Raw genomic sequence first — 17,676 nt, 5'->3', positions numbered from 1 at the left:
CGGGGCGGACTGGCCTTGGAGCCGCGGGTCGTTGGGGCTGATCGGACTACCCCCGCGCGGGCGGGGCGGACACTTTGTGACCTGCGGTTCTTTCACGTGATCATGCTGTTTTTCTTTACCTGCAGGATGTCCCGCCTGTTGCTGTGCTGCTCCTACGGGCTCCATAGCACCGTATTCGCCGGAGCGGTGGTCGTGGCGCCGGTTTCTCGTACCGCTCGTCAGCCAACCCAGGAAGGCGGCCATACGATCCCGCCGCCCCAGACCGACCTGCCGACGGAAAACCAGCCCACCCCCGCTGCTCCAGCAGTCCTTGGCCCGCCAGGGCATTCGTCGAGGGCGTCGGTTCGATGCGCACGCCGGATCGCCGGAGGCGTCTCCCTGCTGCCTTCCGCCCGGGCCTGTGAGCCCGAGACCCACGTGCCGCTCGACCACGACCTCGCCGAATGTGAGCCAGCGCGGGTGAGCCGTCGACGCTCTGGTTCCGGGGCACACGCACCGAGGTCCGCTTCCAGCATTCGCCGTCGCCGCCGGTCCAGGGCACGGCTATGGTTAGGGACGGGACCCAGACCGTGCTTGGGCGACGATGGGCACTGCACCAGCCACCACATCCTTAGCGCACCAGGCCGCCTCTGACTCGGCAAAACCGCACGACGAGCATCCGCTGAGCGCCCTGATTCCCGCTCCCCCTCGTGGGCGGGGTGGATGAGGTCACGCAGCGGGCGGGGCACAGCGTTTACACGCTTCCCCGTGGTCTCTGGGGCTCATCGCGCTGGCGGGGTCGGGCCATGAGGGTGATGCCGTCGAAGTCGGTGGGGGTCCAGCGGTCGCGGCCCGCGGTGCGGGTGGACCAGCGCTGTTCGGTGTCGGTGGATTCGATCATGACGGCCTGGCCGTCGTGGATGCGGTCCGCGAGGAGTTGCCAGAGCCGTTCCCGGATGCGGGTGCTGGGGGTGCCGACAAAGATGCCCGGTGCGGTTTCGATGAACCAGCGGGTGAGGTGGCCGCGCAGTCCGGGTGGTGCGGCGATCAGGACGATGACGGTCACGGGGCCGCCTCTTTGGGGTCGTTCGGTTCATCCGGTGTGCCCTCTTCGTTTGTGCCCGCTCCGTTCTGCTCGTGAGGGGGCGGGGGCGGGATGACGTCGAGGTGGGCGGCCGGTGCGAAGGGGTCGGTTGCTCCCCAGTTGGTGCCGCCGGCGACGACGGTGCCGTCCTCGTCCCACAGACCACTGAGTTCCTGCTCGAGAAGGGGCTCGCTGTCCGTGGAGAGCAAGTGCTTGAGATCGGCGACGATCCGGGGGAGCAGTTTCTCGCTCACGATGGTGTCGCGCAGGGCGATGCGGGCGTCGCGTTCGCTGGTGAGGCCTCCGGCTGCGAGGTCGAAGGCGAGGGGGATGGTGAATTCGGCCTTGTAGAGGTCGGCGATGTCGAGGACGAAGGAGAGCGCCGAGCCGGTGTGGACGAAGCCGAGTGCGGGGCTGGCGCCGACGCCGGTGATGACCGCGTGGCAGATGCCGTAGAGGGCTGAGTTGGCCGCGGACAGCAGACGGTTGATGTCGTCGCCCGCGGCGAAGGCGTCGCCGGGTTTGTACTCGCGTTTGGTCCAGGGGACTCCGGTTCGCTGGGAGTGGTGCGCGTAGAGCCTGCGGATACGGGTGCCTTCCCGGCCTCGGAGCTGCTGGAGGGTCAGGCCCTGGGTGTTCTCGCCGGGGAAGCGCAGATCGTACATGCGGCGGGCGACGGCGACGCGTTCCTTGGGGCGGGTGACGAGCCATGCCTGGCGTAACTGGAGGTGGGAGGTGCGGGCCGCGCCGAGGCCGGAGGCGTAGAGGCGGACGCCCTGTTCGCCGACCCAGCACAGGGTGGTGGCGGAGTCGGCGAGCAGGGTGACCGCGGCGTGGGTGACGCGGGTCCCGGGGCCGATGAGGAGTACGGCGAGGCAGGCGGCGGGGATGTGGACGACGCGTGCCTTGTTGACCAGGACGATGGCGTTGTCGTCGCGGTCGATGTGGCAGCGTTCGACGTAGATGCTGGAGATGCGGTCCTCCAGCCGGTACACGTCCTGCGGGCGGGCTTTCCACCATGGCTCAGGCATGATGGCCGTCCTCGCGGCTGAGGGGGGCGAGGGTGAGGAGGCCCTGGCCGTAGGCCTTGGCGGGGCCGATGCCCTGGAGCAGGGTGTGGCGCAGGAGGTCCGGGTCGGTGACGCGCAGGCGGCCCTGGTAGGTGGCGGTGGAGAGGGTGAGCCGGGGGCCGTTCTGGCGTTTGCTGAAACGGAGGATGTCGCGCGCGGTGAGGGCCACGGCGGGGGCGGGGAGGCCGGGCTCTCCGAGGCCGAGTGCCGGTGGCGGTGCGGGTTCCCCGGTGGCGGGGATGGTGAAGCCGTGGCGGTCGGTGCGGTCGAGGAGCCAGTGGAGTTGCTGGCCGGCGGTGCGGTGAGGCACACGGAACCCGCGGATCCTGCGTTCGGCGGCGGTGCCGGTCCGGGCGTCCTGTTCGGCGCGTTGTTCTGCCTGGGCGGGGCTGAGTTTGGTGGGGTGCCGCAGGGACTGGACGGGGTTGGCGGTGAGACGGAAGGCGAACTCGCGGCCGGGGGTGATTCTGTCCAGGAGGGGGGTGTAATCGGCGATCAGGGGTGCGCTGTGGTCGGCGCCGGGCCATCCGGCCTGTTCGACGAGGTGGCTCCAGGAAGGGCGGCTGTCGGTGAGGACGAGCAGTTCGGCACGGTGCGGGTTGTTGTTCTCCAGGCGCCACAGGACGCGTTCGGTGACGGGCTGGACGGCGAGGCCGGCCAGGAGGGTGGCGTGCATCCGGTGGGGGTTGGCCAGCAGGGAGGGGGCGCTGCGGCGGTGAGGGTTGAGGGCGATTTTCGACAGGTACGGCATAGGGGTCACCAGCCCAGGAGGGCGAAGGGGTCGTGGCCGGAGGCCGGGTCGGTGTCGGGCAGCGGGTGGGCTTCGGGCGGGGTGTGTCCGGTGGGGATGGTGATGGAGGTGTGGCTCACGGTGCGGTTGCTGTAGAGCGTTCCGGTGCGCAGGTCGTAGGTGTCGGGTGTGTCGGCGACGCGGTGCTCGCCGTTCGGGTCCTCGACGGTGGCGGCGAGGGTCACATGGGTGCCCTGGGTCCGTTGGCGGTGGTGGTCCGAGGCCTGCCAGGGCACGGTGCGGAGTGCGTCCGCCAGTGCGGTGCCGGGGTGCAGTCCCAGGCTGACGGGTCCGGTCGGCGGGCAGGAGCGGCGGCCGAGGGAGAGCGGGAACACTGGTCGGTGGAGGGCGTGTTCGAGGGCTTCAAGGAGGGGTTCGGGGCCGCGCAGGGCGGCGATGAAGACGGCGTCCTGGAGGTAGTAGCGCTTGGTGACGCCGGTGTACTTGGCGGGGCTGGTCTTCTTCTGGATGCCTTTGGCGTTGACCTGGCTGGAGGGCATGGGCAGCCCCCGGTGGTCGCTGACGGTGTGGTAGTCGCGCAGCAGGCTGCCGGGCTGGTCGGTGCGGACGCCGAGCCGCAGGCCGAGCAGGTCGGTGATGGGGGTCTCGCGGGGGCGCCCCTGGGCTGCGGCGAGGAGTCCGAGGACGCCGGACTTGGTGGGCTGGTGATGTGTCTCGCGCTGGTTGTAGCGGGACGGGCGGCCCCAGGACTGGAGGGGTCCGGCCAGCCGGAGGACCAGGACGGCGGATGCGGTCATCAGGCGCCCCTGGCCGCGGTCGTGGCCGGGGCCGCGGCGTCGCGGGCCGGGGACACGTCGGCGTGATCCGGTGCGCCGGCCGGGACCCGGCCGTGGGTGAGCCAGCTGTCGAGTGACTCCCGCAGCGACGCGAGGAGCGCGGGGAAGGGGACGGAGGGGCCGAAGGCCTCGGCGAGCCTGTCGTCCTGGAAGATCCGGGTGGACAGGGTCTGGGCGGGCCTGGACCCCCAGCCGGTGCCGACCGCGTCCAGCTCGGACGCGAGGCGGAGCGCGGACTCCGTGGCCAGGCCGCTGGTTCCGGTGACGGGCTGCTCGAAGGCGGACACCAGGTTGACCGGCTGGTCCGTGCGCAGGGTCACGAGCACCAGCTGGGGCAGGGTGCGGTGCGCAAAGGTGTTCTGGTGTCCCGTGGGCATGGAGCGGGTGAAGGAGTCGACGAACCGGACAGCGGCGTCCAGGGTGGCGTCGGCGGAGGTGAGGTTGTCGCGCAGCTGGTGCAGGCCGAGGACGGCGTACCGGTAGAGCGTGGACGAGTTGAACTCCACGGTGCCGATCATGCCCGCTCCGGAGTCCTCGGTGTTCTCGTCGTCGACCGCGGTGTAGTAGTCGAATTCGGTGCGCACCGTGTGGGTGGAGAGCGCGTGGGCGACCTGCACGGCGGCGTCGACGTTGAGGGAGGGAAGGTCGGCGACCATCCGGCCGAACAGGGCCACCTCCGCGGGGTGCCCGCCGGAGAGCGTCTCGACGACGGCCAGGCGCTTCATCTCCTCCTTGAGTTCCTGGTCCGGCAGGCCGGCGAGGCTGGCGGCCCGTCCGTCCAGCAGGGCGATGAGGTCGTCGAGCTGCCGCTTGCCGAAGAACAGCAGATAGGCGGACTGGTTGGCCTTGGTGGCGGACTGGGTGATGCCCAGCGGGGTGAGCAGAGCAGCGGCCAGGCGCTCGGCCTGGTCCTCACCGAGGCCGGCGCCGCCCTTGGTGACGGGCTGGGCGAGCCGGGCGCTCAGCAGACTGCCGATCCGCTTGGTGCGGGTGGCGCGGTCCGTCTCGGGGATGCCGGCCGCGAAGTGCATGCGCGTGGCCCGCTTCCATGCCTGGGAGGAGACCCTGGCGCGGCGTGCTCCCCCGTACAGGGCCTGCTTCGGGGTGCCCGAGTCGTCCCGGTTGAGGTTGGACGGCGGGAGGCTCTGCAGGATGTGGACCTCGGCGAACAGGGTGGGTGCGGTCATGGTGAACTCCTTCAACGGGAGGGAACGGAGTGGACATTCGGTGGTCGTGAGGGGGCGCGGCCGAGCCGGGCCGCCACGAGGAGCGGTCGGGAGGGGTCGGGCAGGCCCGCGCCCCGCATCGGTGGCGGCCCGGACCTCCGGCAGTGGCGGGGACGGCTCCGGACGGCGCACTCCCGCTGCCGCGCACGCCGTGGACGTGGGCTCAGCCCGGGGACGGTGTACGGGTGGAGTGGAACGCCCGGTCCCACCGGCTGCGGATCGCCGTCCGCCCGGCGGGGGCGTTCTGGCCGCCGCGAATCGCCGTCCGTTCGTCGGGGATGTCCCATCCGCGCAGATCGGATTGGAGGCGGCCGTAGTCCAGGGGCTGGTCGGCTGTCCGCAGAAGGGGTACGAGACCGCGCAGATGGCGGCCGAGTTCATGGCCGTCCACGGAGGTGAGGATGTTCCCGAAGCGGCGTTCCAGCGCTTCCGCGCTTCCCCGGCCCGAGGCGCGCAGCCGTGCGCAGGCCTCGCCGAGCCCCACACCCGGGGCGTGCATCGCCTTCCGCCGGCCGTGCTGGTGGAGGCCGAACAGGACCAGCACCGTGTGCTCGGTGGCCAGCCGGCTCCCGAGCGCGCCGGTGGTCTGCTCGTAGGGGCTGACCTCGGCCCGGTACAGATTCCAGGTCCCGGGCACCGTCCCCGCCGCCCGGTCCGCCCCGGCCCGCAGCGCCGCCAGCTCTGCCGCCGCCCGCGGCGCCACGGGGGTGTACCTCTCCCAGTAGGGGGGCTTCTCGTCGGGCGTCCTCAGAAAGGGGCCCGGCGCGGCGGGGTCGGTGCGGGCCAGGTCCGTGTACTGGAGGCCCCAGGCCCGCACCCTCCGTTCGTGCTCCGGCTCGGCCTGCTGCCAGGCCAGCAGGTCGAAGAAGAGACGGGTGTAGTCCAGGCGGACAGCGGCGCCCCGCAACTGCTGCACCAGCGGGCGCAGGTGATGGGCGAGCTCCCCCTGGTCGAGGGCGCCCGCCAGGGCGTCCATGCGCCGGTCCACGGCGATCGGACTGACCTGGCCACAGCCGCGCAGAGCCCGGCAGGCGGTCCCCAGCCCGACACCGGACTGGTGGACGGTCCGCGTCTGGCCCTGCTGGTGCACACCGAACAGGGTCAGAGCCACATGTTCGGCGGCGAAGGCGGCCGACACCGTGCCCGCCGCCTCCTCGGCCTCGGTGCCCCGCACCCGGTGCAGTGCCATGGGCAGCGCTCCCGGTTCCCGGTCCACGCCCGTTCGGAGCGCGGCGACATTCCTGGCCGCGTACGAATCCCCGGGAGTGAAGGTCTCCCAGAAGTAGGGCCGCCTGCGGGCGCCCCGCTCATGAGAGGTGCTGCTGGTCCCGGTCATGCCGCCTCACCCCTGCCGTCCTGCGCGTCCGCCGCCCGGGGCAGGATCTCCCGCAGCGCCTTCCACAGCCATGCCTCGGCCCGGCCGCTGCGGTGACGGGTCTCCTTGTTGTTCTCCCGGATCACGCGCCCCACGACAGCGCGCGGCGGCATCGCGTCCAGCAGTTGCCCGGCCTCCCGGCCGGCCTCCTGCCACAGGGTCAGCTCCCATGCCGCGCGCCCGCGTTCCAGCCGATCCCAGTCGTCGCCGACGGTGCGCAGACCGGCCAGCAGACGCCGCATCCGCCCGTCCACCGCGTGCAGAAGCCGCAGCGACGGCCGCTCGCCCTTGTCCCGGGGCAGCGGATCACCGCCCGCCGCCCGCCGCAGATCCGTGTGGAAACGGTCCAGGGCACGACCGGTCTGATCGGCCTGGGCAGCGCATTGCAGGATGGCTTCCCGCACATCGGGGTTGCCGGCGACGAGCGCGGTGACGGGCAGCGGAAGACTGTCCGCGATGGCGTTCTCGACGACCGCGCTCTGGTTCCCGTACTCCAGGCCGCAGATCTCCACACCGAGGGGGTAGTCCGCCGCGAGGTAGCCCTCGGCGTTCAGGTCACCGGCCTGCCGCAGCAGTGGGGAGGTGACCGGCCCACTGCCGTCCGCGGACAGATCGAGGGCGAGCAGAGCCGCCAGGCCCTGCCAGGCCGCGCGGCCGGACAGATGGCGGCGCGGCCGCTGCGGCCGCTGCCCGGCCTTCGGCTTGGCCGTGTGGTTCCACGCGGTGTGCGGTTCCTCCTGCGGGGTCTGCTCCAGGCGGTCTCCCGCGCAGAGGACGACCCGCCGCACCCGCGGCCCCCCGGGGGATTCTTCGGGGATCAGCCGGACCCTGCGTGACTGGAACGTCAGCAGGTCGAGCAGACCCGCCACCGGACGCGGGGACCACTCCGGCGTGGCGGGATCTCGCCCGCCGGCCGGGGACGGACGCTCGTCCCACGCCCACTGCGGCCGGTCGGCCGGCACGAGGCCGTCGGGCACGACTGGGAGGTTGAGCAGCAGCGTCTCGTACAGGGTCCGGCCGACGGGAACGATCACACCGAGCTGACCGAGCGGCCCGGTCGGGTTTCCCGTGGTCTTGCCCTTGACCACCAGCGGGTCGCCCGCGGCACCGGTCTTGATCGCTGCGGTGTCCCAGCACTGGGTGTGCAGCAGCCACAGCGCCGCCTGGTCCGGTGACAGGTCCAGCTCGTCGGCCTCGCTGAGGGAACTGAACAGCGGGACGTTGTTTCCCGAGGCGATCGACGGCATCAGCAGCGCGGACGACTTCGTGTCCCCGCTGACCGCGGTCAGCCCCGCTGCCTGGGCGAACGGCCGGGCCTGGTCGAAGAGGTGGAAACGGTCACCGAACCGCGGGCCCAGGTAGTGCGCCAGCCGGCCGGTCTCCTCCGGTGTGAAACGGCCCCGCTCGAACCGGTCCGCCCACTCACCGGGAGTCCGTGGCGCGCCCAGCGCGTCCAGCACCACCGGCAGCAGGAGCTGCCGCAGCACCGCGGGCAGCATCGTCGGCTCCGGCAGTTCGAGCCGCCGGATCAGATGGGACCGCGTCAACGCGCCCAGGACTCCTTCGCCGGACCGGCCGCCGTCTTCACCGACAGCGGGTAACCAGCCATCCCGCACAAGATCACCGTGCACCGCAGCTCTTCTCTTCCTGTGGTCGTTCGAGGCGACGCCGGCAGACGCCAGGCGGACCCGGAGGCGCCTGCCGGCCCTGAGATTTTTCAATGTCTGCTTGTGGAGCCGCACCCTGATCGGGTGGAGAGCACCCGATCGGGTGGTCCCGCCCTCCACGGCCCCGCATCACCGGCCCCACCCGGTACAGTCGCCAACCGCCTCCGGGCTCCCCGCCCGAGCGGGGGTTTTCCTGTCTGCTTGTGGCCGTCGTCCCCGCCGCCGCGGGGCTTCCTCCAACCCTCTACGCCTCCACCACCAGGCCCATCACAGCGTCGTAGCCGACCCGGGACGACCCCAGCACGGCCCACCCGTCCTCCTCCAGCACCAGTGCCCTCGCGTACCGCAGCCATGGATCGCCCGCCCATCCCGGCAGCGGCCGCAGCTCCCTCTCCGCCACCTCGGTCAGCCCGAGAGGCAACCGCACCAGCCCGTCCAGCACCCGCTCCACCACCTCGGCCTCCCCCGCTTCGCCCTGCACCCCGAGACGGCCCCCGCCGATCGCCGCGTACCCGCCCCGCACCCGCCGGACGACGACCACCTCCACCGAGCGCTTGCCGTCACGCACCACGGCATCGAGATCCGCCTCCTTCCGCACCCGGTGCACCCCGCCGTAGTGGAGACCCGCCAGCGTCGGCGCCGCCCATCCACGCGGCGACGTCAGCACGAACCCCTGCGCGTCCGCCGCCCGCTTGCGCTGCTTCTCCCCCCACACCGCCTCAGCCGCCTGCTCCCGTACGGCCCACGGCTCCGGACACACCAGGGCCTCCCCGTAGGCGCGCGCCACCAGACCGGGCACCTGCTCCGGGACACTCCACCCGGGACCGTCCACCCCGGCCGGCCGCCCGCCCCCCGGCACCGGCGGCTGCCCGCCCGCCGCCTCGGCCACCGCAGCAGCCGCCCGCAGCAGAGGCCACTCCTCGTAGATCGTCCGCGACGCCGGCAGGAACACCGGCAGCCCCGACGAACCGCCCGCGACACCCGTCACCAGCACCCTCGGCACCGACACCCCCGCGGGCCGCCGCGTCCCCTCGTGCCGGTGCAGCCGCCCCACCCGCTGCAACAGCAGATCAACCGGAGCCAAGTCCGTGACCAGCACATCGGCATCCACATCGAACGACTGCTCAGCAAGCTGCGTCGCCACCACCACCATCCGCCCGGGCCGCGCCGCCCCCGCACCCGGACCCATCAACCGCAGACACCGCTCCGTCCGGTCCGCACGGTCCGCCGCGCACAGCCGCCCGTGCAGCAGAACAAGCTCACCCTCGAAGCCCCCCGCAACCAGCGCGCTGTGGATGCTCTGCGCCCGGTCCACCTGGTTCACCACCACCAGCGCCACACCACCGCCCGCCACCGCTTCCCGTACGGCCTCCGCCACCGCAGTGCCCTCCACGGACACGTCCGGCAGCCACTCCACCGCCACCGGGACCGACGGACGCCACGACGGCACCGCCTCCACCGAACTGGCCACCACCGCCCGCCCGTCCACCGCGTACGCCGACGTCACCGACGGATACCCCGCCGGAGCCGACACCGCCTCCGACACATCCGCACGGCCCGTCACCCCCGACAGATAGGCATCCACCAGCATCTGCCGCAGAACCGGCGGCAACGTCGCCGACAGCAGCACCACCGGCACACCCGCCTGCCCCAGCCACTTCAGCGCCTCGACAAGGAACTGCCGCATGTACACATCCGCGGCATGCACCTCGTCCACGATCACGACCTTGCCCGCGAGCCCGGCAAACCGCAGCATCACATGGCGCGTCCGCGTCGCCGCGTACAGCAGATGATCAACAGTCCCGACCGCGAAACCCGTCAGCAGCCCGCGCCGGCTGCCCAGAAACCACCGCGGCGGCCCTTCCCGCTCCGCCACACCGCACGAGTCCTCCTCGTACCCGAACTCGTCGTCCTCGTCGACAGCCCCGTACTCAACCCCCGCAGGCCCTTCCCGCCCCTCACCGGCCGACGCCTCCCACAGAGCCCGCCACTGCCTGTTGAAACGCCGTTTGCCATGCAACAGCGCCACCTGATCCACCAGACCCGGATCAAACGACTCAACCCACGACACCACCTGCGCGAACATCGGATCGCTCGTCGCCTGCGTCGGCATCGCAACAAACACACCATCCAGACCAAAACGCGCCGCCAGAACCTCCGCAGCCGCCAGAGCCCCCTTCGTCTTCCCCTCCCCCATCGGAGCCTCCACCACCACCAGCCCCGGAACAGGCATCCCCCACACCCGCTCCACCAACTCGACCTGAGACAACCGCGGCACCACCCCCAGCCGCGTCAAAGGCGCCAGAGCACTCCCGGGGACCTCCAGCGCACCCCAGCCACCACGAAGCCCCAACCGCGACCACCCGGCCTCCGCCCGCCGCCGCGCACCCGCCAACGACACCTCCCCGGCGTCGCCCAACCCCACAAAACACGAACTGTCACTCGCGATCCAGTCCGCCATCACCACCAAGCCGGACAAGGCCAACTGCTCGGCCTTCCGCAATCCCCCCACCGGGCACACCGCCCCCAAACCATCAAACCCCACCGCCCGCGTGAAAACCTCCACCAGCCCCCGCTGAACCACCCTCCACTCACCACCACGCCCCTGAAGCTCACCAGGCGCCCTCAGACTCCCCGCCGACGGAAACGCCCCATGGTGCCCCGACACCAACGGCCACACCCACCCAGCCGCTTCCCGGCCCCACGCCTCACGCAACAAAGGCGCCAACAACGCCCCACCGGCGACATCATGCCGCCACCGCTCCGACTTCGGCCACCGGTGCCACGTCAGCCCGGCGGCAACAACCGGAACCGCCTCGACAGCGTCCAAAGCCTGAAAAGCCGGAGTCGCCTTCCCGCAATCATGAATCCCGCACACCCACATGAACCACTCACGACCACGCCCCCCGCTCACCTCATCCAGCCGCCGCCGCAGCGAAGGAGCGAGATACTCCCCCCACATCACCTCGGCAACCGCCGCAGTATCCAGCAGATGCCCTAATAACAGATGCGTCCGCCCCTCATTACGCGCCGCCGATTTCCCCCACAGCACCGACAACCGCGACACCACCTCCGGAGCCAGCCCCATCGACCGCATCAGATCAACAACCGACACATCGGCACCCACCAGACCCCACCCCTCCACGGCCCCAGTACCGGCTCCCACAGATGCAGCGCACCCTATCCCGCACCACTGACAACGGCTGCCGCGCCAGCAACACCGCTGCTCAGAGCGTATGCCCGTGACCGGAGCAGACCGGGGAGCACCTGGCAGGTGCCCCCGGACAGGGTGAGCGACAACCACGCCGACGGGCCGGACGCGGTCCGGCCCAAGGGACGCCACGCCCTCCACGGAAGACCCCCGCGCGGGCGGGGCGGACGGCCACCGCGGTCGCGTCGTCGCGATAGCCTTCGGACGACCCCCGCGCGGGCGGGGCGGACAGCAGCGCACCCTCACCCATGAGGAGGCGCAGCGGACGACCCCCGCGCGGGCGGGGCGGACCGTGCGACGGCCGGTCATCAGGCCGGGGTGCCGGGACGACCCCCGCGCGGGCGGGGCGGACTTGATGGCGTCGGCGATCCGTGTCGGCAAAGGCGGACGACCCCCGCGCGGGCGGGGCGGACACGCGGGCACCGTCGGGCAGGCGTGGGTGGACAGGACGACCCCCGCGCGGGCGGGGCGGACGGCGGGTGGTCCACTCGCCGCGGTCGCGATGGAGGACGACCCCCGCGCGGGCGGGGCGGACAACCGGCGCGCGTCGGGGTGCGGGACCAGCCTCGGACGACCCCCGCGCGGGCGGGGCGGACAAATCCTCGGAAGTTCCCGGAAGATCTCACGGGGGACGACCCCCGCGCGGGCGGGGCGGACACTTCGTGACCTGCGGCGTTGTCACGTGATCATGCTGTTTTGCTTTACTTGCTTCACGGCGGTTCCCCGGGTGCTGCTGTTGTGCCGACTCTGGTGACATCGGGCTCGGTTCACCGTATCCGCCAGAGCGGGTACGTGTTGCCGGTTCGCTTCGCCGCCTCCCGGGCCGCGACCAGGGCCTGGCGCGCGAGGTCGACGCGGCTCAGCTCGCCGGTCATGCGATCACCGTTCCTGCAACGTCGCTGTCCATGTCGCGGGCAGCGAGCTCGGGCAGCACGTCGGGCGCGGCCGCGGCACGGGCGGTGGCCTGCTCGCGCAGCTGCCGCAGTCGCGTTGCGAGCAGGTACTCGGCTGCGCGCTCCCGGGCGGTGTCGGCGGCCTTCGTCGCCGCCGCGACGGCGTCCGCACTGTTCGGGTTGGGCCGGAAACAACGCCGCCCCTGCTCGGTCTTGTAGGCCCGCCGGGCTTCCGCGTCGGCTTCCTCGGTCCGGGCCAGCCGCCCCAGCGCGCTGCGGTGGAACTCCGGCAGCGCCTCCTCCACTGCCCGTAGCGCGCCGAAGGCGAGCGCGGACGCCGTGCCGATCGGGTCGGCGTGCAGCTCACCGGGCGGCGCCGAGTCCAGGAACACCCGCCGGGCGCGCTCGATGTCGGCCGCGAGCAAGGTCCGGACACCGGCGGCGACCGCGGCCTGGTCGGCCAGGTCGGCCGCCCAGGCCGCGGCGACCAGTCCGGCCTCCACCGTCAGCGCCTCCGTCCGGCGTTCGTACCCGCACGCCTCGCACAATCCACCGGCCTGCTGCTGCCCGCAGCCCTCGCACGCCGGCGCATCGCGCCGAGCCTTCTCCGCACGGGCCTGCTCATGGCGCCTCACGAAGTCCTCCGCTTCGATGACCACCTGCTCCCGCAGCCGCTCCTCGAGGACGCGCCGACGCTCGTCGTCATCCAAGCCGGGCAGCTCCCGCTGGATCTGCGCCGAGATCTTCGCCTGCCGGGCCCGCCGAATGTGCACTACGTTGCCGCAGTTCTCGCACTCGCCGCCGGTAACCAGGCGGGTGCCGTCGTCGCAGCGCCGGTCCGAGCACGACGGCCGCCGCACCAAACCCCGGCCGATCAGCCACCCGAACGGCTTGTCGACCAGAGCCTCGCCGCCGGTCTCCGCCAGGCGGTCAGCAAGCCGGTCGGCCAGCAGCCGCAGCGCACCACCCGGCAGCGCCAGCACGCCCTCCAGACTGGCCAGCTCCGCCTTCGCGGCATTCTCCACCCGGTCCTGCTGCCAGCCGGACAGCCGCTCCCACAGCCACGACACCGGCCCCAGCGCCACCCGCAGACCAAGATCAGCCGGAAGAGTCAGCCTCCGCTGCTGCTGCGCTTTGTCCCACCCCACGGCCTTAGGCCGGCCACCGACCCCAGCCACGGCAGCACGCTGTCCCACCCTGCTCATCCACCGGGGACTCCTTCCGCTTTTCCCCGCGCAGCGGGCCGACCCCGGCCACCGGCGACGCCGACCCGGCGGCGCCGGTCTTGCCGTCGACCGCCTGGTCGTCGCGCACGCACACGCGGTCCGGCAGATCACCGAACCCACCACGGCCTTCGCCGGAAAAACCACAATCAAGCCGCTGAGGAACAACAGGAGTAACCAGGTGAGGGTGGTCAGTGTGAAGGGCTGCCGCAACGCCGGGCTCTGCAACATCCGCAACATCCATCACTGCCATACCGCTGACCTGCGCTTCCTCGTCCATATCCGACAGCTCACCACCCCTGCTGTAACGCCGCGCTCTGAAAAATCGGGCTCAGGGGGCTCTCCGCACCGTCCCTTTGGATGTCGTCGGCAACGGCCGTGCGACCGGGCGCGGCGGCAACCGCCGGCGCCATCAGCCGCGACCGGCTCGCGAGCCCGGACGCTGTCCGCAGACGTACCCGGACCACGAGCTCCCGCTCCTCCAGGCGCCCGAGGATTCCCTCCGCCGCGCCCCGACCAGTACGCATACCGAGCCGTTCCGGTGCGTCCAGCCCGCACCTATCACTGCCTCCAGCAGCCGCCACAAGGCGGCGTACTCCTTCTTCGCCAGGTTCAGCGGGTGTCCCACCACATCCTGCGCCGCCCACAGTTCCGTAGCGACCCGGGGGCGGAATTGGTCGCCTTAGCCCCTGGTCACTTGCGCACTGCAGGGGGCAACTTCATGGAACCCGCCCCGCTCGGGCCCGGGTGCGCCGTACGGTCGCTTCTACGTATGTCGACCGGGTGGTGACGCCGGGGTCGGGCAGGGAGGGGAGATCCGAGGATGGTCAACGCCCGTACGTACCCGCTGTGGCGGGATCTCGCGATGAGCGAGGCCCTCCCCCGGGAAGCCCTCAAGACAGTGATCGGAGCCCTGTGTGCCCCGGCGACGACGCCGCAGGGCTTCGACACCCAGGCAGACCGGTGGCGAGAGGGAGCCCTCAAGGAAGCGCTGCCCGCGCTACTGGCCCGAACCTCTGCCAAGCGGCTGCGTGGCCAGCTCCTGGTCCACGCCGACGAGAAAACGCTGACCGCCCTGGTGGCCGACGGCACCGTGACCGCCGCCGACGCGCCCGCCATCCTGCGGCACCGCCGGGTCTGGGCGGGGCTGATCTCCGCTCTGGCACGGCATCCCGACCAGGTCGAAGCAGCGATCGGTCTCCTGCCCCGCCTCCCCCACCACAAGGTGGAGCAGGTCGTCCAGGACTGGGATCTCGACCGCGACACCCGCACCCAAGAGACCCCGCCAGCCCCGCCCCTACCGCCAGAACTGTTCGACGCTGTCCTGGAAGCCTGCCTCACCCCTCTCGCCGCATACCTGCTCCACCCAGAACCCGAAGAGGGCTGGGCAGCCGTGTCCGATTTCCCGAAGGACTGGTCGCTGGAGCTGGGCGGCCACACCGAGTGGGCGATGCTTGCCCGCTGCCCCCAGCGGTGGGCACAGCTCACCGCGCACCCCACGTTGGGAGCAGCCGTCCAGCACCTGTTGCTGGACCAGGCCGAGACGCAGGCCCTCGAGGACGCCCGGCTCCGCGCCGGCGACCCAGATGGCGGGGAATTGCCCGCCGACTCGGCACCCGCTCTCAGCGAGGACCTGCTGCGCGCCTGCCTTCCGGCCTTGTGCCTGCCCGAGCTGACAGACCTGCCCAACCCGCAGGTGACCGCCCGTCGGACCCTGCACCACCTCGTGAACCGAGTCCGCAGCAACCCGCGCCTGAACGACCTCGCCGCCGAGCAGCTGCACGCGGCCTCCGACGCACTCGTCACCCGCGGCCAACTGGTCACCTGGCCCGACAAGCAGGAGGGCGATCACCAGTTCGACGGCCGTGTCCTGCGCCTCGCCGAGGACCTGGCCCTTCTCAGCGCCAACCCCACCCACCTCGCCGGCGCCTGCGCTCAGCTCGCCCGACTGGACCAGCCGGCCGTCGTCTCCCCCGCACCGAGCCGCACCCTGATCCGCGTCCTCAACAACGTCGATCCGGACCATGACCGCCCGGCCCAGCTGCTGGAACGCCATGCCGAGCACCGCCGGGTCCAGGCCCTGACCGCCCTCGCCGCCAACCCGCACATCCCGCGCGCCGGCGTTGTGAACGTCCTGAACGGGCTGCACCCCGCCGAACTGGCCTGGATTGCCGAGAAAGCCGGCGGCCCTGCCTGGTTCCGGGCCGAGGCGGCCGCCATCCCGGTGCCCGAGGACCAGGACGACGGTGTGGTGCGCCTGGTGGACGACGACGAACTCGGCCAGCACCCCGACCCCGCGTCCGTCCTGCAGTCCTGGCTCGACTCCCCCGCCACCGGTGAGATCCTCACCCGCTCCGAGGTCTACCGCGCCGTCGTGAAGTCCCGCCACCACACCCTGGAGCACCTGCGCCAGATCCCTGCCGAAGAGGTCCTCGCCGGTCACGAACCCGACGTCGCCCTGACGATTCTGCTCGGCCATTGCGGGCGCAGCACCGGACGGTGGGAAGCCCTCGCCGCAGCCATGTCCTTCGACCACGACGACGAGAAGATCACCTTCGGGCAGCTCCTCGACTCCCTGGACCCCACGCCCGTGAAAGCGCAAACGCCCTGACAGCCGCGGTGTCTGCGGCAGCACCTGGCCCGCTTGCAGCCTCGGCGCCTCGACGACGGAAGCGCTGCCGCCGGGGACCGGGCCGTCCGGCGGCCAGTCGGACACCGTGCCCTTGCCGCCCCGCCACCACATCCCCGGCACGGCAGTTCATCTCGGACTCGGCACACCCCGAGACAACGAGAATCCGTTGATCCCGCACTCCACCACGCACCCTGGACCACGAGGGCGGCGGGCGCGGGCGTGATGCGGACCGGACGCCACCCCGGAGGGCTGGGACGACGGGCAGGTGCTCTCTCTGACCGGTTCGGACCTGGACGGCCTCCGCGCGGGCGGGGTAGACGGCAGCCGGGAAGCCCACATGGCAACGAGTAGCCTTCTCCACGATCGGCACGCCGGCGGAAGTCCCGGGAGGAGAGCGCGATGACGGACTCGAACCGGCCTGACCTCGGCCGGGTGTTCAACGACGTGCCGGAGCTCTACGACCGGGTCCGTCCGGGGTACCCCCACGAGCTGTTCGCGGACGTCGTCACCGTCACCGGCATGAACGAAAGGTCGTCGGTGCTGGAGGTGGGCTGCGGTACCGGTCAGGCCACGCGCTCGCTGGCAGCCCTCGGGTGTCCGGTGACCGCTATCGAGCCCGGAACGGCGATGGCCGCACTCGCCCGCCGGCGCCTCGCGGTCTTCCGCAACGTCGAAGTCGAGAGCTCGACGTTTGAGGAGTGGGACGACCGCGGTCGACGCTTCGACGTTCTGGTGGCCGCGTCGTCGTGGCACTGGGTCGACCCGTCGACCGGCTGGCAGCGAGCACACGACCTGCTCCTGCCGGGCAGCTGGATCGCGCTGCTCGGCCACGTCGTGGTGCGCCGGCCGGGAGAGCCGGAGGTGTACTGCGAGACCGCCGACATCCACGAGCGATTCTGCCCCGGGACCCCCGACTGGGGTCATCCTCCCCTGGAGAAAGACGTGCGCACCACCGACAGGGGCTGGGGACCGGTCGACGATCCCGGCGGACTGTTCAGCCCGCCGACCCTGCGCTGGTATCCGACCGTGCAGTGGTTCACCGGGGACGGCTTTGCCGATCACCTTCGTTCGCTGTCGCTGTACCGGAGGCTCGACCCCGACATCCGTGAGCCCCTGCTCGACGCCGTCGCCGAGCGCATCCGCACGCGCATGGACGATCGAGCATCACGCCGCTACCTCAGCGTCCTCCGTACTGGACAGCGCACCGAGTGAGCCCAAAGGCAAAACAAAGGCGTAGCCGCAAGAAGCGCAGCACGGTCGAGAGAGCCATCAACAGGCTGGAGAACTCCCGCGCTGTCGCAACCCGATACGACAAGCGCGGCTACGTCTTCCTCGGCAGCGTCACCGCAGCCTCCCTCATCATCGGGCCCGCACCTGACCGCGTGCCATGACCTCAACTCACCGAGGCGCCCGGCGCCAGCGCCAAGCCTGCTGCCGCGAGGAAGTCGTCAAGGCTGATGGCGCCGCTGCCGGTGCCGTCGTCCCATTCAATCAGGAGCCCCGAGAGGCCCTCGTTCCAGGACTCCGGCGCGTTGGCATCATTGTCAGGGCCGGGATGCCACTCGACGCAACCCTCGCCATGCCGGTATCGGAGATACAGGTACTGTCCGTCCGCCGTCCAGGCATCCCACTGTGATGGGTGGGCAGAACACGTCTGCACAACCTGCATCAACTTCTTCCGACCCTCATTCGTGCTCATCCAACGATGATCACGCCAGAATCAGTCGCC

At 71.5% G+C, this 17,676-nt stretch carries 12 protein-coding genes and 1 CRISPR repeat array; of the genes, 2 read left to right on the top strand and 10 right to left on the bottom strand.

Annotation, left to right across the window (positions count from 1 at the left end):
* Positions 1 to 733 precede the first annotated feature (733 nt).
* The 9 genes from cas2e to ABT122_RS16055 form a co-directional block, all read right to left on the bottom strand.
* Positions 734 to 1,045, bottom strand: coding sequence for a type I-E CRISPR-associated endoribonuclease Cas2e (cas2e, locus tag ABT122_RS16095; RefSeq protein WP_351551440.1), 312 nt, complete (start codon positions 1,043 to 1,045; stop codon positions 734 to 736).
* Positions 1,042 to 2,094: a type I-E CRISPR-associated endonuclease Cas1e gene (gene cas1e / locus ABT122_RS16090; RefSeq protein ID WP_351551437.1), complete on the bottom strand. Its 1,053-nt coding sequence runs from the start codon at positions 2,092 to 2,094 to the stop codon at positions 1,042 to 1,044. The genes cas2e and cas1e overlap by 4 nt, the downstream gene beginning before the upstream one ends.
* Positions 2,087 to 2,884 (bottom strand): type I-E CRISPR-associated protein Cas6/Cse3/CasE, encoded by a 798-nt coding sequence (cas6e, locus tag ABT122_RS16085; RefSeq protein ID WP_351551434.1) that lies wholly within the window; start codon positions 2,882 to 2,884, stop codon positions 2,087 to 2,089. Before cas6e ends, cas1e begins: the two co-directional genes overlap by 8 nt.
* Positions 2,885 to 2,889: 5 nt before the next feature.
* On the bottom strand, positions 2,890 to 3,681 hold the full coding sequence (gene cas5e, locus ABT122_RS16080) for a type I-E CRISPR-associated protein Cas5/CasD (RefSeq protein WP_351551431.1): 792 nt from the start codon (positions 3,679 to 3,681) through the stop codon (positions 2,890 to 2,892).
* Positions 3,681 to 4,907: a type I-E CRISPR-associated protein Cas7/Cse4/CasC gene (gene cas7e, locus ABT122_RS16075; RefSeq protein ID WP_351551428.1), complete on the bottom strand. Its 1,227-nt coding sequence runs from the start codon at positions 4,905 to 4,907 to the stop codon at positions 3,681 to 3,683. The genes cas5e and cas7e overlap by 1 nt, the downstream gene beginning before the upstream one ends.
* A 202-nt stretch (positions 4,908 to 5,109) precedes the next feature.
* Positions 5,110 to 6,282, bottom strand: coding sequence for a type I-E CRISPR-associated protein Cse2/CasB (casB, locus tag ABT122_RS16070; protein WP_351551425.1), 1,173 nt, complete (start codon positions 6,280 to 6,282; stop codon positions 5,110 to 5,112).
* The gene (gene casA / locus ABT122_RS16065; RefSeq protein ID WP_351551585.1) at positions 6,279 to 7,937 is read right to left on the bottom strand and encodes a type I-E CRISPR-associated protein Cse1/CasA; all 1,659 of its coding nucleotides are present in this window, start codon (positions 7,935 to 7,937) and stop codon (positions 6,279 to 6,281) included. The genes casB and casA overlap by 4 nt, the downstream gene beginning before the upstream one ends.
* 295 nt (positions 7,938 to 8,232) lie before the next feature.
* On the bottom strand, positions 8,233 to 11,115 hold the full coding sequence (gene cas3, locus ABT122_RS16060) for a CRISPR-associated helicase Cas3' (RefSeq protein WP_351551422.1): 2,883 nt from the start codon (positions 11,113 to 11,115) through the stop codon (positions 8,233 to 8,235).
* 225 nt (positions 11,116 to 11,340) lie between these two features.
* A CRISPR array of direct repeats spans positions 11,341 to 11,856; the repeat unit is 28 nt; unit sequence GGACGACCCCCGCGCGGGCGGGGCGGAC.
* 214 nt (positions 11,857 to 12,070) lie between these two features.
* Complete coding sequence (locus tag ABT122_RS16055; protein ID WP_351551419.1) at positions 12,071 to 13,297, bottom strand: hypothetical protein; 1,227 nt, start codon at positions 13,295 to 13,297, stop codon at positions 12,071 to 12,073.
* Positions 13,298 to 14,138: 841 nt separating this feature from the next.
* Between ABT122_RS16055 and ABT122_RS16050 the strand changes: the two genes are divergently transcribed.
* Both ABT122_RS16050 and ABT122_RS16045 read left to right on the top strand, forming a co-directional pair.
* Positions 14,139 to 15,926: a hypothetical protein gene (locus ABT122_RS16050; RefSeq protein WP_351551416.1), complete on the top strand. Its 1,788-nt coding sequence runs from the start codon at positions 14,139 to 14,141 to the stop codon at positions 15,924 to 15,926.
* Positions 15,927 to 16,346: 420 nt separating this feature from the next.
* Positions 16,347 to 17,159, top strand: coding sequence for a class I SAM-dependent methyltransferase (locus ABT122_RS16045; RefSeq protein WP_351551414.1), 813 nt, complete (start codon positions 16,347 to 16,349; stop codon positions 17,157 to 17,159).
* A 181-nt stretch (positions 17,160 to 17,340) separates the two neighbouring features.
* Here ABT122_RS16045 and ABT122_RS16035 read toward each other — a convergent pair whose 3' ends face one another.
* The gene (locus ABT122_RS16035) at positions 17,341 to 17,646 is read right to left on the bottom strand and encodes a hypothetical protein (protein ID WP_351551412.1); all 306 of its coding nucleotides are present in this window, start codon (positions 17,644 to 17,646) and stop codon (positions 17,341 to 17,343) included.
* Positions 17,647 to 17,676 lie beyond the last annotated feature (30 nt).

The sequence above is a fragment of the Streptomyces sp. NPDC001985 genome, from assembly GCF_040296845.1.
In the GTDB taxonomy this organism is placed as follows: Bacteria; Actinomycetota; Actinomycetes; order Streptomycetales; family Streptomycetaceae; genus Streptomyces.
This window is presented reverse-complemented; position numbering and strand designations above follow the sequence as displayed.

Excerpts from the sequence above, each read along its gene's own strand:
- ABT122_RS16050 (WP_351551416.1), top strand. The coding sequence starts at position 14,139 with ATGGTCAACGCCCGTACGTACCCGCTGTGGCGGGATCTCGCGATGAGC.
- ABT122_RS16055 (WP_351551419.1), bottom strand. The coding sequence starts at position 13,297 with ATGAGCAGGGTGGGACAGCGTGCTGCCGTGGCTGGGGTCGGTGGCCGG.
- ABT122_RS16035 (WP_351551412.1), bottom strand. The coding sequence starts at position 17,646 with ATGAGCACGAATGAGGGTCGGAAGAAGTTGATGCAGGTTGTGCAGACG.
- cas7e (WP_351551428.1), bottom strand. The coding sequence starts at position 4,907 with ATGACCGCACCCACCCTGTTCGCCGAGGTCCACATCCTGCAGAGCCTC.
- cas1e (WP_351551437.1), bottom strand. The coding sequence starts at position 2,094 with ATGCCTGAGCCATGGTGGAAAGCCCGCCCGCAGGACGTGTACCGGCTG.
- cas6e (WP_351551434.1), bottom strand. The coding sequence starts at position 2,884 with ATGCCGTACCTGTCGAAAATCGCCCTCAACCCTCACCGCCGCAGCGCC.
- casB (WP_351551425.1), bottom strand. The coding sequence starts at position 6,282 with ATGACCGGGACCAGCAGCACCTCTCATGAGCGGGGCGCCCGCAGGCGG.
- cas5e (WP_351551431.1), bottom strand. The coding sequence starts at position 3,681 with ATGACCGCATCCGCCGTCCTGGTCCTCCGGCTGGCCGGACCCCTCCAG.
- ABT122_RS16045 (WP_351551414.1), top strand. The coding sequence starts at position 16,347 with ATGACGGACTCGAACCGGCCTGACCTCGGCCGGGTGTTCAACGACGTG.